An 18,618-nucleotide genomic window follows, 5' to 3' on the forward strand; every position below is an offset into this window, starting at 1 on the left:
ATGTTTTAGTATACTATATTTATTTCATGTTTTCATTAACTGCCGTAACTGTTGCAAGTGCCGCTTTCAAATCTTCATAAATCACATTGCCAACAACGATGACATCCGCAAACTTAGACATTTCTTTGGCCTGTTCAACTGATTTTATCCCACCGCCATAGAAAAGTACGGTATTCTCCAAGCTCTCTTTGGCTGCTTCCACCATCTGGATATCGCCATAATCACCGCTGTATTCCAGATAAAAAATCGGCAGGTTGAACATCTTTTCTGCCATCATCGCGTATGCTCCCACATCATCCATATCCAGTTGGGTATTGGCTTTCGTCAATTGAGCAGCCTTACACTCGGCATTCAGAATACAGTACCCTTCAACGAAAATTTCATCCCAATTCAAAAGGTATCCGTATTCTTTGACTGCTTGCTGATGCAGTTTCATCATCCAATCCGGGTTGGTGCTATTCAGGACACTTGGAATGAAATATAAATCAAACCCTGGCGTCACCGTTTCAACAGAAGAAATCTCCATTACACATGGGACGGTATATCGTCTGACCCGTGCCATTAAATGAAGCACATTCTCAAGCGTGATTCCATCCGTTCCCCCGACCATGATTGCATCCGTACCGGATTCACAGACTTTTTCAAGAGCCTCATCACTTATTTCTTTATTTGGATCGAGTTTGAAAACATGTTTCCACTCGCGAAAATCGTACATAATAATCCTCCATTCACACTTCCCATTACACCATTATAGCATTAAGATTTTTCATTAAAAAAGAGAAGTATCGATAAAATGTTTACCAAATGGAAACCTCTGAATCTAAAAACCAATATAACACGGATACGGCAGAAAGACAGCTGACAAAAGAAAGGCAAAACTCAAAATAAAAAGCCGGGAAATGAATTCCTCGGCTTTTTCTGATTCACCATATAAAAAATCGAATGCATTAAGATTCAGTTGTTTCCTCAACGTTTTCTTTAATACGGTTAAGAGCCATTGAATAAGCGTCATTTCCGTAATTCAAGCAGCGTTTGACCCTGGAAATCGTAGCCGTGCTTGCACCTGTTTCCGTTTCGATTTTATGATAGGTTTTACCTTCTTCAAGCATCCGGGCTACTTCAAGACGCTGTGCTAATGATGAAATTTCATTAACTGTACATAAATCATCAAAAAATCGATAACATTCGTCCAAATCACGCAAGGAAAGGATCGACTTAAACAGCTGATCCGTTTCTTTTCCTCTTAACTTATCAATTTGCATGTTACTCCCCCTCAATTCATGGGTATCAAAATGAGACGTCTCCTACTAAACCAGGTTCATTCGGAATAATATTGATCCAAGTTTTCCCTGGAATCAATCCTACTTCGTTATCGTTTTTCACTGGTATAATCCGACCATCCTTATTAACCCATTCTACTTCATTCGCTGTTCCTTTTTGAAGTAAATAACCTTTTCCACCACTTTTCAAGTCGATTTTACGGCGACCTTTATCGTCGATCACTTGATGAGTGGCCTCAATGATCAATATATTATCCAGTAAAATAGGTTTATTCGATTTATATTCGACTGTTTGCTCACCATTCGAATAACGTTTATATTTCTCTTCCGTGGCGTCGTATTCATACTTTACATCATACTCGTCTGATCCGTAGGATATCTCGGTTTTCAATGCCTGTTCCCCTTGAAGGCCAGCCGCCTCTTCTTTTGAAAGGAAAGTATAAGGTTCCGGTGCACCATTCATCTCATATCCCTTTTCCTTCACGCCTTTTTGGATATCCTCAAAAGAAATGTAGGAATTATGCGGTGCTTTTCTATCTGCCGAACGATGAAACAAAGTACCATCATAATATAATCCGTTCAAGTTATCAATATACCCTTTGTCCAGCATGGTTTTTGCCTCGGGGCTATTCCCATGACACACATAGATGCAATCCAGGCCTTTTGCCAATTCGATATAATAGTCCCTTGCACTCCGAATCGGACCGATTCGGCTTGGCGTTTCACTTTGGAAGATAGCTAAAAATCTGGTTATGTCACCTTCTGCGAGCATTTCGTAGACCATATCGGCTTCTGAGAGGCCCGATTGCGGGCGTGCTTTCGGATGATTATTAATCATCACTGCTACAGCCCTTTGCTCACTGCCTTCATCGGTGGATATACCTGTTAGTGGAAACTCATTGGAAGATTCATTTTTCACATCTCTATTTTTGATGACAGCCGGATCTTTTGGCTTACTGTCATCCGATGCAGGATCCTCTTTCGCCGAACAGCCTGCCAGCAGTAAAATAGCAATAACGATGAAAAGAACTCTCTTTAAATTCATCTTTCCACTCCTCTGAATTATTAGCCATTTCTTCTCTTATATTTTAACGCATTATAGTGGGAAAGAGTATAGTTTTATTCATAACATCATATACTCCTCGCTGGGTTAGCCTTATATATGGCAGATGGGTTGTCGAAAAGAATGAAAGAGTGTAAACAGGATCATCGAAGCGATATCCCCTCTCACGCAGCAAATGTTTCAATTCATTTTCTTCTTTTATCAATTCAGGAACCTCTTTGGTGGACATGACTCCCATTAGTTTAAGAGGAAGTTCATGGATCACCTTTCCATGTTCCGTTAAAATGATTCCACCGCCAATTTCCTTCAGCCGGTTAAATGCCAAATGCATATCCTTTTTCCTTTTACCGATTAGTATGATATCACCGGTATTGGTATAAGAGCCAGCAAAGCCACACAATTTATCCGCAAACCCTTTTAATATTGTATTGATGCGCCATTTCCCTTCCCGATCAATAAGCATGAAAAAGCATTCATCATCCTCGAAGTTCAGCTCTTCATACCCTACATCATTGGAAAGGGAGTACGGTTTCGTAATTACATTATTGACCAATTCAATCCCAAATGGCATGGAAAATTCAAAATCTTCCTTTAAACTAAGATCCCAATCAAGATCAAGTGGTTTAAAATCAAAATCACTCCATTCGATTTCCTGTAAATCAGGAATGATTTCACCATCCCTTTTCACCCATTTCCCTTTTGCCATTACTGAAACCGGTGCGGGTTCCTTTACATCGGTCAGGAAGTTAATGTTCGCTACCCTTCCAGTGGCAATATTGCCATGAAGGTATTCAATATTATAATATCGTGCAATGTTGATAGTTGCCATATTGTAAGCATCGATGACCGGAACGCCATGCTCTATCGCTATTTTGATCAAGCAGTCTATGAGACCACCCTCATAAAAAGACGGCGGCGAACCATCTGTCGTATAAAAGAATTTGTCATAATGATCGATGCCCAGTTCATGAATTTCCTTTATCATCTTTGGAAGATCAGGCCGGATCGAAGAATGTCTTAGTGATACATAATATCCTTGCAGCAAGCGCGCCATGACTTCATCGCCTGTCATTGCCTCATGATCACAATCGGCGCCGAACAGGGTCATTTTTGCTAATGTCTTCTCTGAAGCACCTGGAAAGTGTCCTTCTATTTTCTTCCTCATCCGCTTGGCTTCCTGAATCCAGTGCAGCATCATGTCATCCCCATCGAGAAGCTTCGGCCATCCTGTTAGCTCCCCGCCCTGTAATACGGCATCATGCTCCAGCCAGGATTTAACTGCCCCATGGGAAAATACCGTATCCTCATCGATCAATTCAGTCTGTCCGTCAAAACGGCTCCACCAATACATCGTTACAGGAATATTGCGTAATTCTTTCAAAAGAGAAAACGCTTTCTTTTTATCCAACTGCAATAGAAACGGCAAGTTATCATTGATCAATGTCGTTGTCCCAAAATGAGATGCATAACGTGAAAAAGAAAGGGGATTATATAATTGAGAAGGATGTGAATGCGGCTCAATATAACCCGGGACTAAATACTGGTTTGTGCAGTCAACCATTTCACAGCGGTCTATATTATCCGGAAGCTTATCGCCGACATATATGATGCGATCATCATATATCCATATATTCGCTTTCACCCATTTTCGTAAAGCCTGATTTAAATAAGTCGTATTTTTAAGCAGAATGTGTGGTGCCCTATTGCCATCCAGCACATCTATATGTTCTCTTAGATGTTTATTTTTCCATCTATAGCGCTGTTCAAGCATAAACATTCCCCCATAATTTTTTAGAAACAGATGTATGAAAAAACCATTTTCAATCCAATTTTATTTCATAGTAACATACTTACCTCATTAGAACAGTATCGTTATCCAGAATATTGTTAAATTTTTGTGAAGGGATGGACAAAATATGAAGTTTAAACAAAATATCAGTATAATAAATGCCTTAATGCGAATTACGTGTGGTTTTACCTTTCTAACATGGGCAATGGCTAGAATGGTAAAGAAACCTTGGAAAAACCAATCTTATATTATTGTGGTCATGCTTTCTGCAATGAAAATAGGCGAAGGCATTCTCCGCTATTGCCCCCTCACGGATGCAATGGAAAATGGACAAACCTTAATGAAAAATGAACCAAAACAGGATAGAGAGTCTAATTCATCAGATTCATATTAAGTTTTTTCTAAAGAAGAAGCTGACTCCGTGTAGAGTCAGCTTCTTTGTATTATAATGAAAAATCGCATTAAATTGCACGGTATCCAATATCCGTTCGCCAGAATAAACCGTCTTTCTCAATATGCCCCAACTCTTTATATACTTCAGCTTGGGCTGAGGCCAAATCATTCCCTTTTGCAGCAACCAGAAGTACACGTCCGCCGTTTGAGATGAAATTCCCCTCATCATTTTTAGCCGTTCCAGCATGATAAACATGGGCATTCGGATCAATCTTTTCCAAGCCTTTAATGATTGAACCCTTCTTATAATCCCCTGGATATCCATCAGCTGCCACGACCACTCCAAGAACAGCTTCTTCATGCCATTCAAGTTGTAAATCCTCCCCAGAAAGAACCGCTTCAAGCGTATCTACGAAATCGGTTTTTAGGCGTGGTAAAACAACTTGCGTTTCCGGATCGCCAAAACGTGCATTGAACTCAATGACTTTTGTGCCCTTTTCAGTAGCAATCAACCCGGCATATAATATACCTGTAAAACGGCGATTTTCCGAAATCATCGCATTTACTGTAGGCTGAAGAATTGTTTCGACTGCAGTCTGAATCATTTCATCGGAAATTTGCGGCACTGGTGAGTATGCACCCATTCCACCTGTGTTCGGACCCTGATCTCCATCAAAAACTCGCTTGTGATCTTGAGCAATGACCATCGGATACACTTTTTCCCCATTCACGAATGCCATCAATGAGAATTCCTCGCCATCGAGAAATTCCTCAATAACGACTTTGGCAGAAGCTTCGCCGAACTTTGCCCCAACTAGCATATCATGGATGGCGTCTAACGCCTCTTCCATCGTCATTGCAACAACGACACCTTTTCCTGCAGCCAAGCCATCCGCTTTTATGACAATGGGTGCCCCCATTTTTTCGATATATGCCTTTGCTGAATCATAATCAGAAAATGTTTCATATTCCGCTGTCGGAATGCTGTAGTTCTTCATTAAATCTTTAGCAAAGGATTTACTTCCCTCAATGACTGCAGCACGGCCATTAGGGCCAAATACCTTTAAGCCTGCATCTGTAAAGTCGTCTGCAAGTCCATTCAACAATGGCGTTTCGGGCCCAATCACCGTTAATGAAATTGCATTCTTCTTTGCGAAGGCAACCAATTCCTCATGATTGTTTTCTTCAATTGGAACAAGAGTCGCTACATCTGTCATACCTGGATTTCCAGGTGCTGCAAAAACTGTCCCAACCCGTTTACTTTCAAATAATTTGCGGGCTATGGCATGCTCCCTGCCGCCCCGGCCAATTACTAGTACATTCATTATCGCACCTCTATTTTTGATTAATGTTTAAAGTGACGAATTCCTGTAAATACCATTGCAATCCCATATTCATCAGCTTTCTTGATTGAATCTTGATCTTTTACAGATCCACCAGGCTGAATAATTGCCGTGACGCCCGCTTTTGCTGCCGCTTCTACAGTATCATCCATTGGGAAGAAAGCATCTGATGCCAATGCACTTCCTGTCGCTCTTTCCCCAGCTTGTTCCAGAGCAATTTTTGCAGCACCGACACGGTTCATTTGACCTGCGCCAACACCTAAGGTCATTTGACCGTTACTAACCACTATTGCATTCGACTTTACATGCTTTACGATTTTCCAGCCAAGTTCCATGGCTTTCCATTCTTCAGGAGTAGGCTCACGTTTCGTTGCAACTTTTACCTCTGCATCCTTTAAGCTATGTGCATCTCGATCTTGAATAAGTAATCCGCCTTCAATGGAAGTCAATTTACGCTCAGGTTTTTTAGCCGCATCGAAATCGATCGTTAATAAACGAAGGTTTTTCTTGCTTGTTAATACTTCCACTGCTTCATCTGTAAACCCAGGAGCAATGATGATTTCAAGGAAAATTTCATGAAGCCTTTCCGCAGTCGCTTTATCAACTTCACGGTTCAAAGCAATGATTCCACCGAAAATGGAAGTAGCATCTGCCTCATAAGCTTTTTCATACGCTTCTAAAATGGTCGCTCCTACACCGACGCCGCAAGGATTCATATGTTTAACAGCAACAGCAGCCGGCTCATTGAATTCCTTAACGATTTGAAGTGCTGCATCAGCGTCATTAATGTTGTTGTATGAAAGCTCTTTTCCATGTAATTGCTGCGCTTCAGCAATTGAGAAAACGGAACCAAGCGGTTTTTTATAGAATGCTGCTTTTTGATGTGGATTTTCCCCATAACGAAGGGACTGTTTCAATTCATAGGTAACAGTCAATGATTCAGGATTCTCTTCATCGGTAAGCTCAGTCATATACTCCGAAATGACAGCATCATATGCAGCTGTATGGCGGAAGACTTTTGCAGCCAAACGGCGATTCGTGGTTTTTGATACTCCGTCGTTTTGTTTCAGCTCAGCCAATACGGTAGGATAATCATTTGAATCAACGATAACAGTCACATATTCGTGGTTTTTAGCAGAAGAACGAAGCATTGTCGGTCCACCGATATCGATGTTTTCAATAGCATCTTCCACAGTGACTTCTGGTTTGGAAATAGTCGCTTGGAACGGATATAGGTTTACACAGACAAGTTGAATGGGTTCAATATTATGCTCTGCAAGCTGTGCTGCGTGATCCTTGTCATCATGTTTTGCCAACACTGCTCCATGGACATTCGGGTGAAGTGTTTTTACACGTCCATCCAAGATTTCCGGAAAACCGGTGACATCACTGATTCCAATTACATCAACGCCATTATCCTGCAGTGTTTTTTTGGTACCGCCTGTAGAAATAATTTCAAAACCTGCCTCAATTAAACCTTGAGCAAATTCTACGATACCTGTTTTATCCGATACACTAATTAAAGCACGTTTCTTCATGTTATGTTGGTCCCTCCATTAAGTAAGTTTCTTGTGGCATAGCTCCTGCAAAACTGACGGATACATGTCATGCTCCATTTCCTGAATCCTTTTTTGAAGAATGTCTTTCGTATCCCCCTCAAGAATTGGCACTGCATTTTGGGCAATGATCGGTCCTGTATCCATTCCATCATCAACATAATGAACGGTTACCCCCGTTTCCTTCACTCCAGCGTCAAAAGCCTGGCCAATTGCATCCTTGCCTGGAAAACTAGGCAAGAGTGAAGGGTGGATGTTCACAATTCTCTGTGTATACTTTTGTAATAATGTCGGACCAATCAAACGCATATAACCAGCCAGAATGATAAACTCTATCTCATATTGGCGAAGTTTCTCCAGGATTACCGATTCATACTCAGTCTTGTTAGAGTAATTCTTCGCTGAAAAGGAGAAAGAATCAATATTCTCAAGCTTTGCTCTCTCAAGTACATAAGCGTCTTCCCGATCACAAACGACAAGACAGATTTCCGCCGCCAATTTTCCACTTTTTATTGCTTCAGCAATCGATTGGAAATTACTACCATTACCTGATGCAAAGACAGCAAGGCGCTTCATTATTTAAACGACACTCCATTTCCGTCCACAATCGTTCCAATAACCGATGCTTCTTCGCCGCAAGACCGTAGATGGGCTACCACATCAGATGCCACTTCTTTTTTCACGACAGCCGTCATTCCAATACCCATATTGAAAATATTGAACATTTCCTCTTTTACAAGGTTCCCTTTTTCTTCAAGGAACGCGAATACAGATGGAATTCCCCAACTTCCTAGCTCGATTTCCACACCGCATCCTTCAGGTAGAATACGAGGAATATTTTCGATGAACCCGCCACCCGTAATATGGGCAAGACCATTAACATCAAATTTTTCTAATGTCGATAAAATGGATTTTACATAGATTTTTGTCGGTTTTAGTAATTCCTCACCCAACTTGCAACCCAATTCCGGTACGAAGTCATGAAGCCCCATACCTGAGTCTTCAAGAAGGATTTTACGAACAAGTGAATATCCATTACTGTGGATGCCGCTTGAAGCAAGTCCAATAACGACATCACCCGCCGAGATTGCCTCACCCGTAATTAGACGTGATTTTTCAACTGCACCTACAGTAAAGCCTGCAACATCGTATTCTTCCGTTTCGTACATGCCCGGCATTTCCGCTGTTTCTCCGCCGATTAAAGCACAGCCTGCCTGCTCACAGCCATCTGCAATTCCTTTGACGATCATTTCAATTCGTTCTGGATCTGCTTTACCGCAGGCAATATAATCTAAAAAGTATAAAGGTGCAGCACCTTGAACGACAACATCATTGACGCACATAGCTACACAATCCACACCAATTGTATCGTGTTTATCCATCATGAACGCCAACAAAAGTTTCGTACCCACTCCATCCGTACCTGAAATGAGCACAGGTTCTTTAAGGTTCAAGGAAGATAAGTCAAACATGCCTCCAAAACCGCCAAGACCATTCATTACTTCTGGACGAAATGTGCGCTTTACATGTTTTTTCATTCGATTTACCGCTTCATAACCAGCCTCAATATCCACACCAGCCTGTTTATATGCATTAGCCATTTGAAATCCTCCTCCGAAAATCAATCTTCATTGCCGACTTGATTAACATTTTGTTTTTTCTCGTTCGTACTCAAAAATTTCAGTCGGATAATTTCCGGTGAAACAAGCTAGGCATGAACCGCGCGTTTCTCCAGGAAATGGTCGGCCAATTGCTTCGACCATACCTTCGACACTTAAAAAAGTTAATGAATCAGCACCAATGATTTCCCTTATTTCCTCCACCGATTTAGAGCTCGCAATCAGTTCTTCCTTTTTAGACGTGTCTATTCCATAAAAACATGGATTCTTGATCGGTGGCGAGCTGATTACAACATGCACTTCTTTGGCTCCTGCATCTTTTAACATGCGGACAATCCTTCTGCTCGTGGTCCCACGGACGATTGAATCATCAACCATTATGACCCGCTTACCTTCTACGACCCCTCTTACAGGTGAAAGTTTCATCTTCACGCCTTGTTCGCGCAGACTCTGTGATGGCTGAATGAACGTCCGTCCAACATAACGATTTTTTATTAAGCCCATTTCATAGGGAATGCCGGCCGCTTCAGCATAGCCTATCGCTGCCGAAATACTGGAATCGGGTACACCTGTAACTACATCCGCTTCTATTTTAGCTTCCAGTGCCATTTGCTTGCCAAGGTTTTTTCGTGCCGTATGAACATTGATCCCATCAATGTTACTATCCGGACGGGAAAAATACACATATTCCATCGTACACATTGCCTGTTGACTGGAAAGCGAAAAGTACTCGGAAGTGATTCCCTCATCATTAATGACAACGAGTTCACCCGGTTCAATATCGCGGATGAATTCTGCACCTACAATATCAAGGGCACATGTTTCGGATGCAGCGAAATATGCATCGCCTATTTTCCCTAAGGAAAGTGGACGGAAGCCATGCGGATCTCTTGCCATGATCATTTGGTTTTCTGTCATGATGACAAAGGCATAAGCTCCCTTCAGCATGCTTAAACTGTTCTTCACGGAATCCCTGACATCTGAGTAGCCGGACCGTTTAATCAAATGGGCCAGAACTTCCGTATCCGATGTCGTTTGAAAAATGCTTCCCTGTCCTTCAAGCTGTGCTTTTAATTGATGGGCATTGACGATGTTCCCATTATGAGCAAGTGCCAGCCCTCCTGTATGTGAATTGAACAGGAAAGGCTGAACATTTTGATACCCGCCGCCACCTGCCGTTGTATAACGGACATGGCCGATCGCAGCTTTTCCTGAACCGGAAAGTGCCTGCATTTTATCAGCCGTGAATATTTCTGTGACAAGACCTTCACCCTTAGTGATGGACATCTGGTCACCGTCCGTCACGACGATGCCAGCTCCCTCTTGACCACGATGTTGTAAGCTATGCAAACCGTAGTAAGCAAGCTGTGCTGCATCGGGATGTCCCCAGACTCCAACAACGCCACACTCTTCGTTTAGGCTTCTTATTTCAGCAAGCATGGTATAGCTCCCTTCCAAGCTGTTTGTAAAACATCAACGTCCGCTTCCAATACTTTGCTATCACTGTCTGCCGTCACGACTAATTTATTATCCTCTGTTACTGAGCCAATGCATATCGCATCTTCTACAAGTGCTTCAAATGCCGTTTGGTTTTCAGGATTGATGGATAGTAAGAATCGTGATTGTGTTTCACTGAATAATTCTGATACCGGTTCGCCGGATATATTCACTTTTGCACCAAGTTTGCTAGTCCCGAATAAAGATTCAGCTAAAGCCACTGCCAAACCGCCTTCCGAAAGATCATGGGCTGATGCGACAAGTCCGTTTTGGATTGCAGTGAGGATTTGCTGCTGACGCTTTTGTTCAACGCTCAAATCAAGTTCTGGTGCGCGTCCAAAGATTTTACCCTCAAGCATTTTTTGTAATTCACTGCCTCCAAATTCCACTTTTGCTTCGCCGATCACATAAATCAAATCGGATTCATTTTTAAACGATTGTGTAGTGATATGTTGAAGATCACTGACAAGACCAACCATCCCAACTACAGGTGTCGGATAAATCGCTTCACCATTCGTTTCATTGTAAAGCGAGACATTTCCACCAATTACAGGGGTACTTAAGCTTCTGCAAGCTTCACTCATACCGTCTGCCGCTTTTTCCAATTGCCAAAATATTTCAGGTTTTTCTGGATTCCCAAAGTTCAGGCAATCCGTAATTGCTAAAGGTTCCGCACCCGAGCAAATAATGTTACGTGCTGCTTCAGCGACTGCGATTTTACCTCCCGTTTCTGGATCTAAATATATATAGCGGGAGTTACAATCCGTCGTCATAGCAAGGGCCTTATTTGTGCCCCGAACTCGTACTACCGCCGCATCCGATCCAGGTGAGACGACTGTATTCGTGCGGACCATGTAATCATATTGATCATAAACCCATTCCTTACTCGAAATCGTCGGTTGCTTCAATAGTGATATCAGTGTTTCTTTATAATCTCCTATGACTGGCATTTCAGCCTTCATACTTTGGAAATCACGGAAATATTGCGGTTCTGCAGATGGCTTATGATAAATCGGAGCTTCTTCAGCCAATGCATCAACTGGAACCTCTGCAACAATTTCACCTTGATGCGATAACGTTAGGTTTTTGTCATCCGTCACTTCACCGACGGAAACAGCCTCTAGATCATATTTCGTAAACAAGTCAACGATTTCTTGTTCACGTCCTTTAGTGACTACGATCAGCATCCGCTCTTGTGATTCAGAAAGCATCATTTCATAAGCAGTCATTCCCGTTTCACGCTGCGGTATCAAATCAAGGTTCATTTTAATGCCTGAGCCCGCTTTACTTGCCATCTCTGCAGATGAACTAGTAAGTCCTGCCGCGCCCATATCCTGAATCCCAACAAGTGCATCATTTTGAATTAATTCTAGACATGCTTCTAAAAGCAGTTTCTCCATGAATGGATCTCCCACTTGGACGGCAGGTCGTTTTTCTTCTGATGACTCTGACAGCTCCTCGGATGCAAATGTTGCTCCATGAATACCATCGCGTCCTGTTTTGGCACCGACATACATGACTGTGTTACCCACTCCATGCGCCTGGCCTTTTTTTATGTCCTTATGGTCGATCAAGCCGACACACATGGCATTGACTAGAGGGTTCCCTTCATAAGAAGGATCGAATTGAATTTCGCCTCCCACAGTCGGTATTCCGATACAATTGCCGTACCCAGCAATCCCGGCAACCACTTCTTTAAATAAATATTTCACGCGATCATTGTCTAGCTCACCGAAGCGAAGTGAATTCAGCATCGCAATCGGACGTGCACCCATGGAGAAGACATCACGGATAATACCGCCGACACCAGTAGCGGCACCTTGGTAAGGTTCGATAGCAGATGGGTGGTTATGACTTTCTATTTTAAAAACGACAGCCTGATTGTCACCGATATCAACGATACCAGCTCCTTCACCAGGTCCTTGAAGGACTTTCTCCCCAGTAATCGGGAATTTTCTTAAGATGGGTTTTGAATTTTTGTAGGAACAATGCTCTGACCACATAACGGAAAACAATCCAGTTTCCGTATAATTCGGCAGTCTGCCTAAGATTTTCTCCACCATGGCAAATTCTTTATCGGATAGTCCCATACTTGCGTACAATCGCTCCGATTTAATTTTTTCCGGACTTGGTTCAAGCTGTAATAACATGTGATTCCCTCCAGTTTTTTACGATGGATTGAAAAATCTTTAAGCCGTCTTTACTGCCAAGCAGTGAATCAACAGCACGTTCGGGATGAGGCATCATTCCGAGGACATTTCCTTGTTCATTTGTAATTCCCGCTATTTGTTCCAAGCTTCCGTTTGGATTTTCACCGTCATAAGTGAATAAAATACGGTTATTTTGTTTTAATTCAGCCAATGTTTCATTATCACAGTAGTAATTCCCTTCACCATGGGCAACCGGGATCGTAATCGTTTCATTTAATTCATAGCCTGTCGTGAACATCGATTGGTTATTTTCAACCTTTAATCCTACATTGCGGCAAATGAATTTCAAGCCTTCATTACGACGCATCGCTCCAGGTAAAAGCCCTGCTTCAAGTAAAATCTGAAAACCATTGCAGACACCCAAAACAGGCTTTCCTGCTTGAGCCGCTTTTACGACTTCGCCCATTACATTCGAAAATCTAGCAATTGCTCCAGAGCGTAAATAGTCTCCATAAGAGAAACCTCCTGGAAGGAGAATTCCATCATACTGATCTAGATTGTCTGTGGAATGCCAAACATACTCCACTTCTTCCCCTAGTGCATCCTTTATCGCATGGTACATATCGACATCACAATTGGAACCAGGGAAAACTATGACAGCAAATTTCATTGGTTGATAACCTCCTCAACATCATAACGGTAAGCTTCAATTACCGTGTTGGCCAATAGTTTTTCACACATTTCCTTCACAAGTTGATCTAAATCACGATCCGTATCCTCAATTGTTAGTTCAATGTATTTCCCCACTCGAACATCACTTACCTCGTTATAAGTTAAACTATGAAGTGATTGTTGAACTGCTGCTCCCTGTGGATCTAGTACACTTTCGCGTAGTGTGATATATACCTTAACCTTATACATGTTGAGTACCCTCCAACTTTGCTAGAATTTTTTCGTAAGCATCTGTTAAACTGCCTAAATTACGGCGAAATACATCTTTGTCTAACTTTTCATTCGTTGTAATATCCCATAACCGGCATGTATCAGGTGAAATTTCATCTGCCAGCAGAATGTCTCCATTCGGGGTTTTACCAAACTCTAATTTAAAATCAATCAATTTAATGTCCAACTCTTTAAAGAAGGAAGTTAAGACGTTACTGATTTCTTGTGCCTTTACTTTTAAAATGGCTACATCTTCCTTGCTTGCAAGTTCCAATTCTTCAATATGGTCTTCCGTTAACAGAGGATCTCCGAGCTCATCATCTTTATAGTAAAACTCAATCAGCGTTTTCTTAAGTGGCTGGCCTTCCTCAATACCAGTTCTTTTAGAAAAACTGCCAGCAGCCGTATTTCTAACGACTACTTCAAGCGGAATGATGGATACTCTCTTAACTAACTGCTCCCGGTCGGAAAGCTGTTCAATAAAATGGGACGGTATATTTTCTTGGGCAAGCTTTGAAAATAATAGGCTTGTAATTTGATTATTCAATCTACCTTTTCCGGCGATTTCTGACTTCTTCTCACCATTAAACGCTGTTGCCGAATCCTTGTATTCCACCCATACTATTTCACTGTTGTCTGTTGCAAAAATCTGTTTCGCTTTTCCTTCATACAACAATTCTCGTTTTTCCATCTGTCCAGACCCCCGCATTGTGAATATTATGAATCTTCCTATCATTAATCAGGCTTGGCAAACATATCATCGTTTAGAGATGCTATGTTTGCCGCCTTCATTTTTATAAACCTAAACGATCAAAGATTACATCAACATTTTTCAAATGATGTGTAGGATCGAAACAATCATCAAGTTCTTCTTTCGTAAGCAAGCTTGTGATTTTATCATCCTTTTCGATCAGGCTTCTGAATGGAACCTGAAGCTCCCATGCTTCCATCGCTTTCGGCTGAACCGTATCATAAGCTTCTTCACGGACAAGTCCTTTATCGATAAGGGAAAGCAGCACACGTTGTGAGAAAATCAATCCCAGGGTACGGTCCATATTACGTTTCATATTTTCCGGGTAAACGGTCAAGTTCTTCACTATGTTGCTGAAACGGTTCAGCATATAGTTTAAAGCGATCGTTGCATCTGGAAAGATGATGCGCTCAGCAGAAGAATGCGAAATGTCACGTTCATGCCATAATGGCACATTCTCATATGCTGTCATCATGTAACCGCGGATTACCCGAGCCATTCCCGTCATATTTTCAGAACCGATTGGATTCCGTTTATGAGGCATTGCCGAAGATCCCTTTTGTCCTTTTGCAAAGAATTCTTCTACTTCACGCGTTTCACTTTTTTGCAATCCGCGAATTTCCACTGCGAACTTTTCAATTGATGTCGCAATTAAAGCCAATGTGCTCATATAATGTGCGTGGCGATCGCGCTGTAATGTTTGAGTTGAAATTGGTGCTGCTTCAAGGCCAAGCTTTTCACAAACGAATTTTTCAACGAACGGGTCGATGTTTGCGTATGTTCCGACAGCTCCTGAAATTTTACCAACCTCTATGTTCTTTCTGGCTTCTTCAAAACGTTCGACATTACGTTTCATTTCTTGATACCAAAGTGCCAGTTTCAAACCGAAAGTAGTCGGTTCCGCATGTACTCCATGTGTACGTCCCATTTGAACCGTATATTTATGTTCTTTCGCTTTATTTTTCAAGATTTCTACGAAGTTGTTTAAATCCTTTGAAAGGATATCATTCGCTTGCTTAATCACATATGAAAGAGCTGTATCGACCACATCAGTAGAGGTCAATCCGTAATGAACCCATTTCCGTTCTTCACCCAATGTTTCAGAAACCGCACGTGTAAAAGCAACTACATCGTGGCGTGTATCTTTTTCGATTTCATTGATACGTTCCACATCGAACGTAGCATTTTCACGAAGAAGCTTCACATCTTCCTTTGGAATGACTCCAAGTTCAGACCATGCTTCACAAGCTAGAATTTCTACTTCCAACCACGCATTAAAGCGGTTCTTTTCTGTCCAAATGTTTCCCATCTCTGGGCGGGTATAACGTTCAATCATTTTACTTCCTCCGTTTCAACCTGTTGATTCCATATTTTGCTTCGATCACTTTCCAAAAGAGCTTCCTCAATCGTTGGACGTAAAATATTCACATGCCCCATTTTCCGCTTAAACTTGGCCTCTTTCTTGCCGTAAAGATGAACCTTCCAATCAGAAATCGTCGGAATTTCATCCATTAAGGGTCCGATATGCTCACCAAGGATGTTTAACATTACGACCGGCTTCAATAACGCCGTATTACCGAGCGGCCAATTGCAAACAGCCCTTATATGCTGTTCGAACTGTGAAGTCTCACACGCTTCCATTGTATAATGGCCTGAGTTATGAGGTCTTGGCGCTAATTCATTAATGATGATCTCATCCTGAGCGGTTAAAAACATCTCGACCGCCAATGTCCCTACCAAATCAAGTTTTTCTGCAAGCTGCAAGGCTTCATTAATAGCCTTCCGTTCAGCTTGTTGACTAATACGTGCGGGAACAATGCTTTTATGAAGAATATTTTCAATATGAATATTTTCCGCGATTGGAAAATGACTTGCCTCGCCATTTGCCTTACGCGTCACGATAATCGAGATTTCTTTTACGAAAGGTATCCAGGCTTCCAGCACACATACACCTGTTTTGAGCAGGGATTCTGCCTTTTTAATATCGGCTTCTTCCTTAATGACCAACTGCCCTTTTCCATCATAACCGCCCCGCGTCGTTTTTAACACACTAGGGTACCCTAATTTTTCGATATGAAGGTAAATTTCTGAAATAGCCTGTATTTCCTGATAGGGAGCAACCGAAGCTCCTGCATCAGATATAGCCTTTTTTTCAGTAAGTCTATCCTGGGTCATCTTTAATAATTCTGAGCCCTGTGGAAGAAATGCATGTTGCTTTAACCAATCTAGTGCTTCTGAACTGATATTTTCAAACTCATATGTTATGACGTCACTAACCTCAGCTAACCTTTTCAATGCTTCGATATCATCATAAGCACCAATGATTTCAATATCCGCCACTTGCGCACATGGACCTTCTGCAGTCGGCTCAAGGACCGCTATCTTAAAGCCCGATGCCTTAGCCGACAAGGCCATCATCCTGCCCAATTGCCCGCCGCCAATAATTCCAATGGTCTGTCCCGGTAAAATGATTGTATTATTTAAGTTGTTCACTGCTTTGTAACACCTTTTCTCTGGTTTCGTCTCGTAAAGATTCTAACCTATCAGCAATGTTGGAATCGAAAGCTGCTAATATTTGAGCCGCTAATAATCCGGCATTGACTGCGCCAGCTTTTCCGATTGCAACCGTTGCAACCGGTACGCCACCAGGCATTTGAACAATCGATAATAACGAATCCATCCCATTTAATGCCTTAGATTGTATCGGTACGCCAATCACAGGGACAATCGTTTTGGCTGCCGTCATACCTGGAAGATGCGCCGCCCCGCCAGCTCCGGCAATAATCACCTTAATATCTCTATCTTTTGCACTCTCTGCATATTCAAATAGTAAATCCGGCGTCCTGTGGGCGGAAACGACTCTTTTTTCATAGGGAATCTCAAGCTGTTCCAATGATTCACAAGCGTATTTCATCGTTTCCCAATCCGAGACACTTCCCATAATAACTCCAACTTGTGGTTTCATATCATCTTTCCCTCCAACACTCATATTTTGGCGTCCCGAGTATGCAGATGGACGCTTATCATTATCTATAACATGTAAATTAAAAAAACCGGGCAGTTTGCTTCCTCATCGAGAAAGCAAACTGCCCGGAATAGAAAGCCCTTTTGAAAAAAACAAAAAGGACTTGGCTAGTTTCCGAATTAGTCAGATGCTTTTCTCATAGTCCGATGATTTACGGTCATCAGGTAGAAACTTTTGGGCCATATCCCCATGATTATATGAGATGTATTAATGTAACTTCATCTTACCTTCCGGCCATTTTAATGTCAAGTTAAAATCGAATATTTTTACATGATATTAATGAATCGTTCGTGTTTTACTCGATTAATTTTACTTCGAATACAATTTTTCGATCAACTGGCACATATTGGACTTTGCCATTCTCGATTTTCTCGGCAAAGATGGGTTCTTCCGTCCTCCTTACAGGAAAGTAGCCTGCCGCTTTAATTCGATCTAAACAAGCATCGATTGTCTCACCCTCAACAACTTCAAACTTTTCCTTACTTTTTTTACCCACAATACCAAAATCCCTTCCATAATTCCATTTTATTTGCCTTCTTCCTTAAATCCAACTTGCATTATTATCTTAATAAATTCCTCCTAGTATAATGAAAAAGAACAAGTAAGACAAGAAATCCATTTTAGTATTCATTACAGTATTACAGGGATTCCATAATGCCTTAGTTAATGTCTTCTCCGAATCTCCTTGCATAATTTGCCGTCTCTCTAAAAAAAGACCCTATCTTCATAATTTATACATCCATTCAATATCCTAACCTTCTTCCCTTCCCAATACTATAGCCGACTCAAGTAATCCCCCTGCTCCATCAGTACAGTTATTCGTATCTTGCACCCATGAATTATTTCAATTCACACCTCTTGTAATTTGAGGGCATTGAAGAGAGGCAACATATCCCTTTAGGTCGAATTCAATTCAATTTGAAAGATGGAAATATCATAAAAACGATTTCTTTTAAATCATTGAGACGCAAAAAAAGACCAGCCGGATGGCTAATCTTTTTAATTGGCTTGGCGGCGTCCTACTCTCACAGGGGGAAACCCCCAACTACCATCGGCGCTGAAGAGCTTAACTGCCGTGTTCGGAATGGGAACGGGTGTGACCTCTTCGCTATCGCCACCAAACATATCAGGAACGTTGTTCCTTCAAAACTAGATAATAAGAAGGTATTTCATTTTTTAAAAAGCGTTGGTTAAGTCCTCGATCTATTAG

18 protein-coding genes, 1 rRNA gene and 1 riboswitch are annotated in these 18,618 nt (G+C 41.7%); of the genes, 1 reads left to right on the forward strand and 18 read right to left on the reverse strand.

The annotated features are described in order from the left end of the window. Positions 1 to 19 precede the first annotated feature (19 nt). The 4 genes from pcrB to AC1DVK_RS21920 all read right to left on the reverse strand — a co-directional run bounded on the left by pcrB (position 20) and on the right by AC1DVK_RS21920 (position 4,114). Entirely contained in the window at positions 20 to 715 is a 696-nt protein-coding gene (pcrB, locus tag AC1DVK_RS21905; RefSeq protein WP_061461280.1) for a heptaprenylglyceryl phosphate synthase, read from the reverse strand. A gap of 232 nt (positions 716 to 947) precedes the next feature. Continuing rightward, the gene (locus tag AC1DVK_RS21910) at positions 948 to 1,262 is read right to left on the reverse strand and encodes a YerC/YecD family TrpR-related protein (protein WP_061461279.1); all 315 of its coding nucleotides are present in this window, start codon (positions 1,260 to 1,262) and stop codon (positions 948 to 950) included. 25 nt (positions 1,263 to 1,287) lie between these two features. After that, on the reverse strand, positions 1,288 to 2,325 hold the full coding sequence (locus tag AC1DVK_RS21915; RefSeq protein WP_089362519.1) for a DUF3048 domain-containing protein: 1,038 nt from the start codon (positions 2,323 to 2,325) through the stop codon (positions 1,288 to 1,290). Positions 2,326 to 2,368: 43 nt separating this feature from the next. After that, on the reverse strand, positions 2,369 to 4,114 hold the full coding sequence (locus AC1DVK_RS21920; RefSeq protein ID WP_089362518.1) for an adenine deaminase C-terminal domain-containing protein: 1,746 nt from the start codon (positions 4,112 to 4,114) through the stop codon (positions 2,369 to 2,371). Between the two features lie 145 nt (positions 4,115 to 4,259). On the opposite strand from AC1DVK_RS21920, the gene AC1DVK_RS21925 reads away from it, so the two are divergent. After that, positions 4,260 to 4,526, forward strand: a complete 267-nt coding sequence (locus AC1DVK_RS21925; RefSeq protein WP_061461276.1) for a YgaP-like transmembrane domain — start codon at positions 4,260 to 4,262, stop codon at positions 4,524 to 4,526. 67 nt (positions 4,527 to 4,593) lie between these two features. Here the strand turns inward: AC1DVK_RS21925 and purD are convergent, their stop codons facing one another. The 14 genes from purD to rrf all read right to left on the reverse strand — a co-directional run bounded on the left by purD (position 4,594) and on the right by rrf (position 18,530). After that, the gene (gene purD, locus AC1DVK_RS21930; RefSeq protein WP_089362517.1) at positions 4,594 to 5,850 is read right to left on the reverse strand and encodes a phosphoribosylamine--glycine ligase; all 1,257 of its coding nucleotides are present in this window, start codon (positions 5,848 to 5,850) and stop codon (positions 4,594 to 4,596) included. Between the two features lie 20 nt (positions 5,851 to 5,870). Continuing rightward, the gene (gene purH / locus AC1DVK_RS21935) at positions 5,871 to 7,406 is read right to left on the reverse strand and encodes a bifunctional phosphoribosylaminoimidazolecarboxamide formyltransferase/IMP cyclohydrolase (RefSeq protein WP_125163152.1); all 1,536 of its coding nucleotides are present in this window, start codon (positions 7,404 to 7,406) and stop codon (positions 5,871 to 5,873) included. 18 nt (positions 7,407 to 7,424) lie between these two features. Beyond that, complete coding sequence (gene purN / locus AC1DVK_RS21940; RefSeq protein WP_089362515.1) at positions 7,425 to 8,000, reverse strand: phosphoribosylglycinamide formyltransferase; 576 nt, start codon at positions 7,998 to 8,000, stop codon at positions 7,425 to 7,427. Further along, positions 8,000 to 9,025 carry a phosphoribosylformylglycinamidine cyclo-ligase gene (gene purM / locus AC1DVK_RS21945; RefSeq protein ID WP_089362514.1) on the reverse strand — a complete coding sequence of 342 codons (1,026 nt, stop codon included), beginning with the start codon at positions 9,023 to 9,025 and terminating at the stop codon, positions 8,000 to 8,002. The genes purN and purM overlap by 1 nt, the downstream gene beginning before the upstream one ends. A gap of 42 nt (positions 9,026 to 9,067) precedes the next feature. Next, a complete protein-coding gene (gene purF, locus AC1DVK_RS21950) occupies positions 9,068 to 10,483 on the reverse strand; it encodes an amidophosphoribosyltransferase (protein ID WP_061461271.1) in 1,416 nt (471 codons plus the stop codon). Beyond that, positions 10,468 to 12,690: a phosphoribosylformylglycinamidine synthase subunit PurL gene (gene purL, locus AC1DVK_RS21955; protein ID WP_089362512.1), complete on the reverse strand. Its 2,223-nt coding sequence runs from the start codon at positions 12,688 to 12,690 to the stop codon at positions 10,468 to 10,470. Before purL ends, purF begins: the two co-directional genes overlap by 16 nt. After that, the gene (gene purQ / locus AC1DVK_RS21960) at positions 12,674 to 13,360 is read right to left on the reverse strand and encodes a phosphoribosylformylglycinamidine synthase subunit PurQ (protein WP_089362511.1); all 687 of its coding nucleotides are present in this window, start codon (positions 13,358 to 13,360) and stop codon (positions 12,674 to 12,676) included. The genes purL and purQ overlap by 17 nt, the downstream gene beginning before the upstream one ends. Beyond that, entirely contained in the window at positions 13,357 to 13,611 is a 255-nt protein-coding gene (gene purS / locus AC1DVK_RS21965) for a phosphoribosylformylglycinamidine synthase subunit PurS (RefSeq protein WP_089362510.1), read from the reverse strand. The genes purQ and purS overlap by 4 nt, the downstream gene beginning before the upstream one ends. Then, positions 13,604 to 14,323, reverse strand: coding sequence for a phosphoribosylaminoimidazolesuccinocarboxamide synthase (gene purC, locus AC1DVK_RS21970; protein WP_089362509.1), 720 nt, complete (start codon positions 14,321 to 14,323; stop codon positions 13,604 to 13,606). Before purC ends, purS begins: the two co-directional genes overlap by 8 nt. A gap of 103 nt (positions 14,324 to 14,426) precedes the next feature. Next, on the reverse strand, positions 14,427 to 15,719 hold the full coding sequence (purB, locus tag AC1DVK_RS21975; protein ID WP_089362508.1) for an adenylosuccinate lyase: 1,293 nt from the start codon (positions 15,717 to 15,719) through the stop codon (positions 14,427 to 14,429). Beyond that, a complete protein-coding gene (gene purK / locus AC1DVK_RS21980; protein ID WP_089362507.1) occupies positions 15,716 to 16,876 on the reverse strand; it encodes a 5-(carboxyamino)imidazole ribonucleotide synthase in 1,161 nt (386 codons plus the stop codon). The genes purB and purK overlap by 4 nt, the downstream gene beginning before the upstream one ends. Then, on the reverse strand, positions 16,860 to 17,348 hold the full coding sequence (gene purE, locus AC1DVK_RS21985) for a 5-(carboxyamino)imidazole ribonucleotide mutase (RefSeq protein ID WP_061461265.1): 489 nt from the start codon (positions 17,346 to 17,348) through the stop codon (positions 16,860 to 16,862). The genes purK and purE overlap by 17 nt, the downstream gene beginning before the upstream one ends. 179 nt (positions 17,349 to 17,527) lie before the next feature. Beyond that, a riboswitch (purine riboswitch) is annotated at positions 17,528 to 17,629 on the reverse strand. 74 nt (positions 17,630 to 17,703) lie between these two features. Beyond that, the gene (locus AC1DVK_RS21990) at positions 17,704 to 17,904 is read right to left on the reverse strand and encodes an NETI motif-containing protein (protein WP_061461264.1); all 201 of its coding nucleotides are present in this window, start codon (positions 17,902 to 17,904) and stop codon (positions 17,704 to 17,706) included. A gap of 510 nt (positions 17,905 to 18,414) precedes the next feature. Continuing rightward, positions 18,415 to 18,530 (reverse strand): 5S ribosomal RNA (rrf, locus tag AC1DVK_RS21995). Positions 18,531 to 18,618: the final 88 nt, after the last annotated feature.

Source organism: Peribacillus sp. P4_B1 (assembly GCF_056402395.1).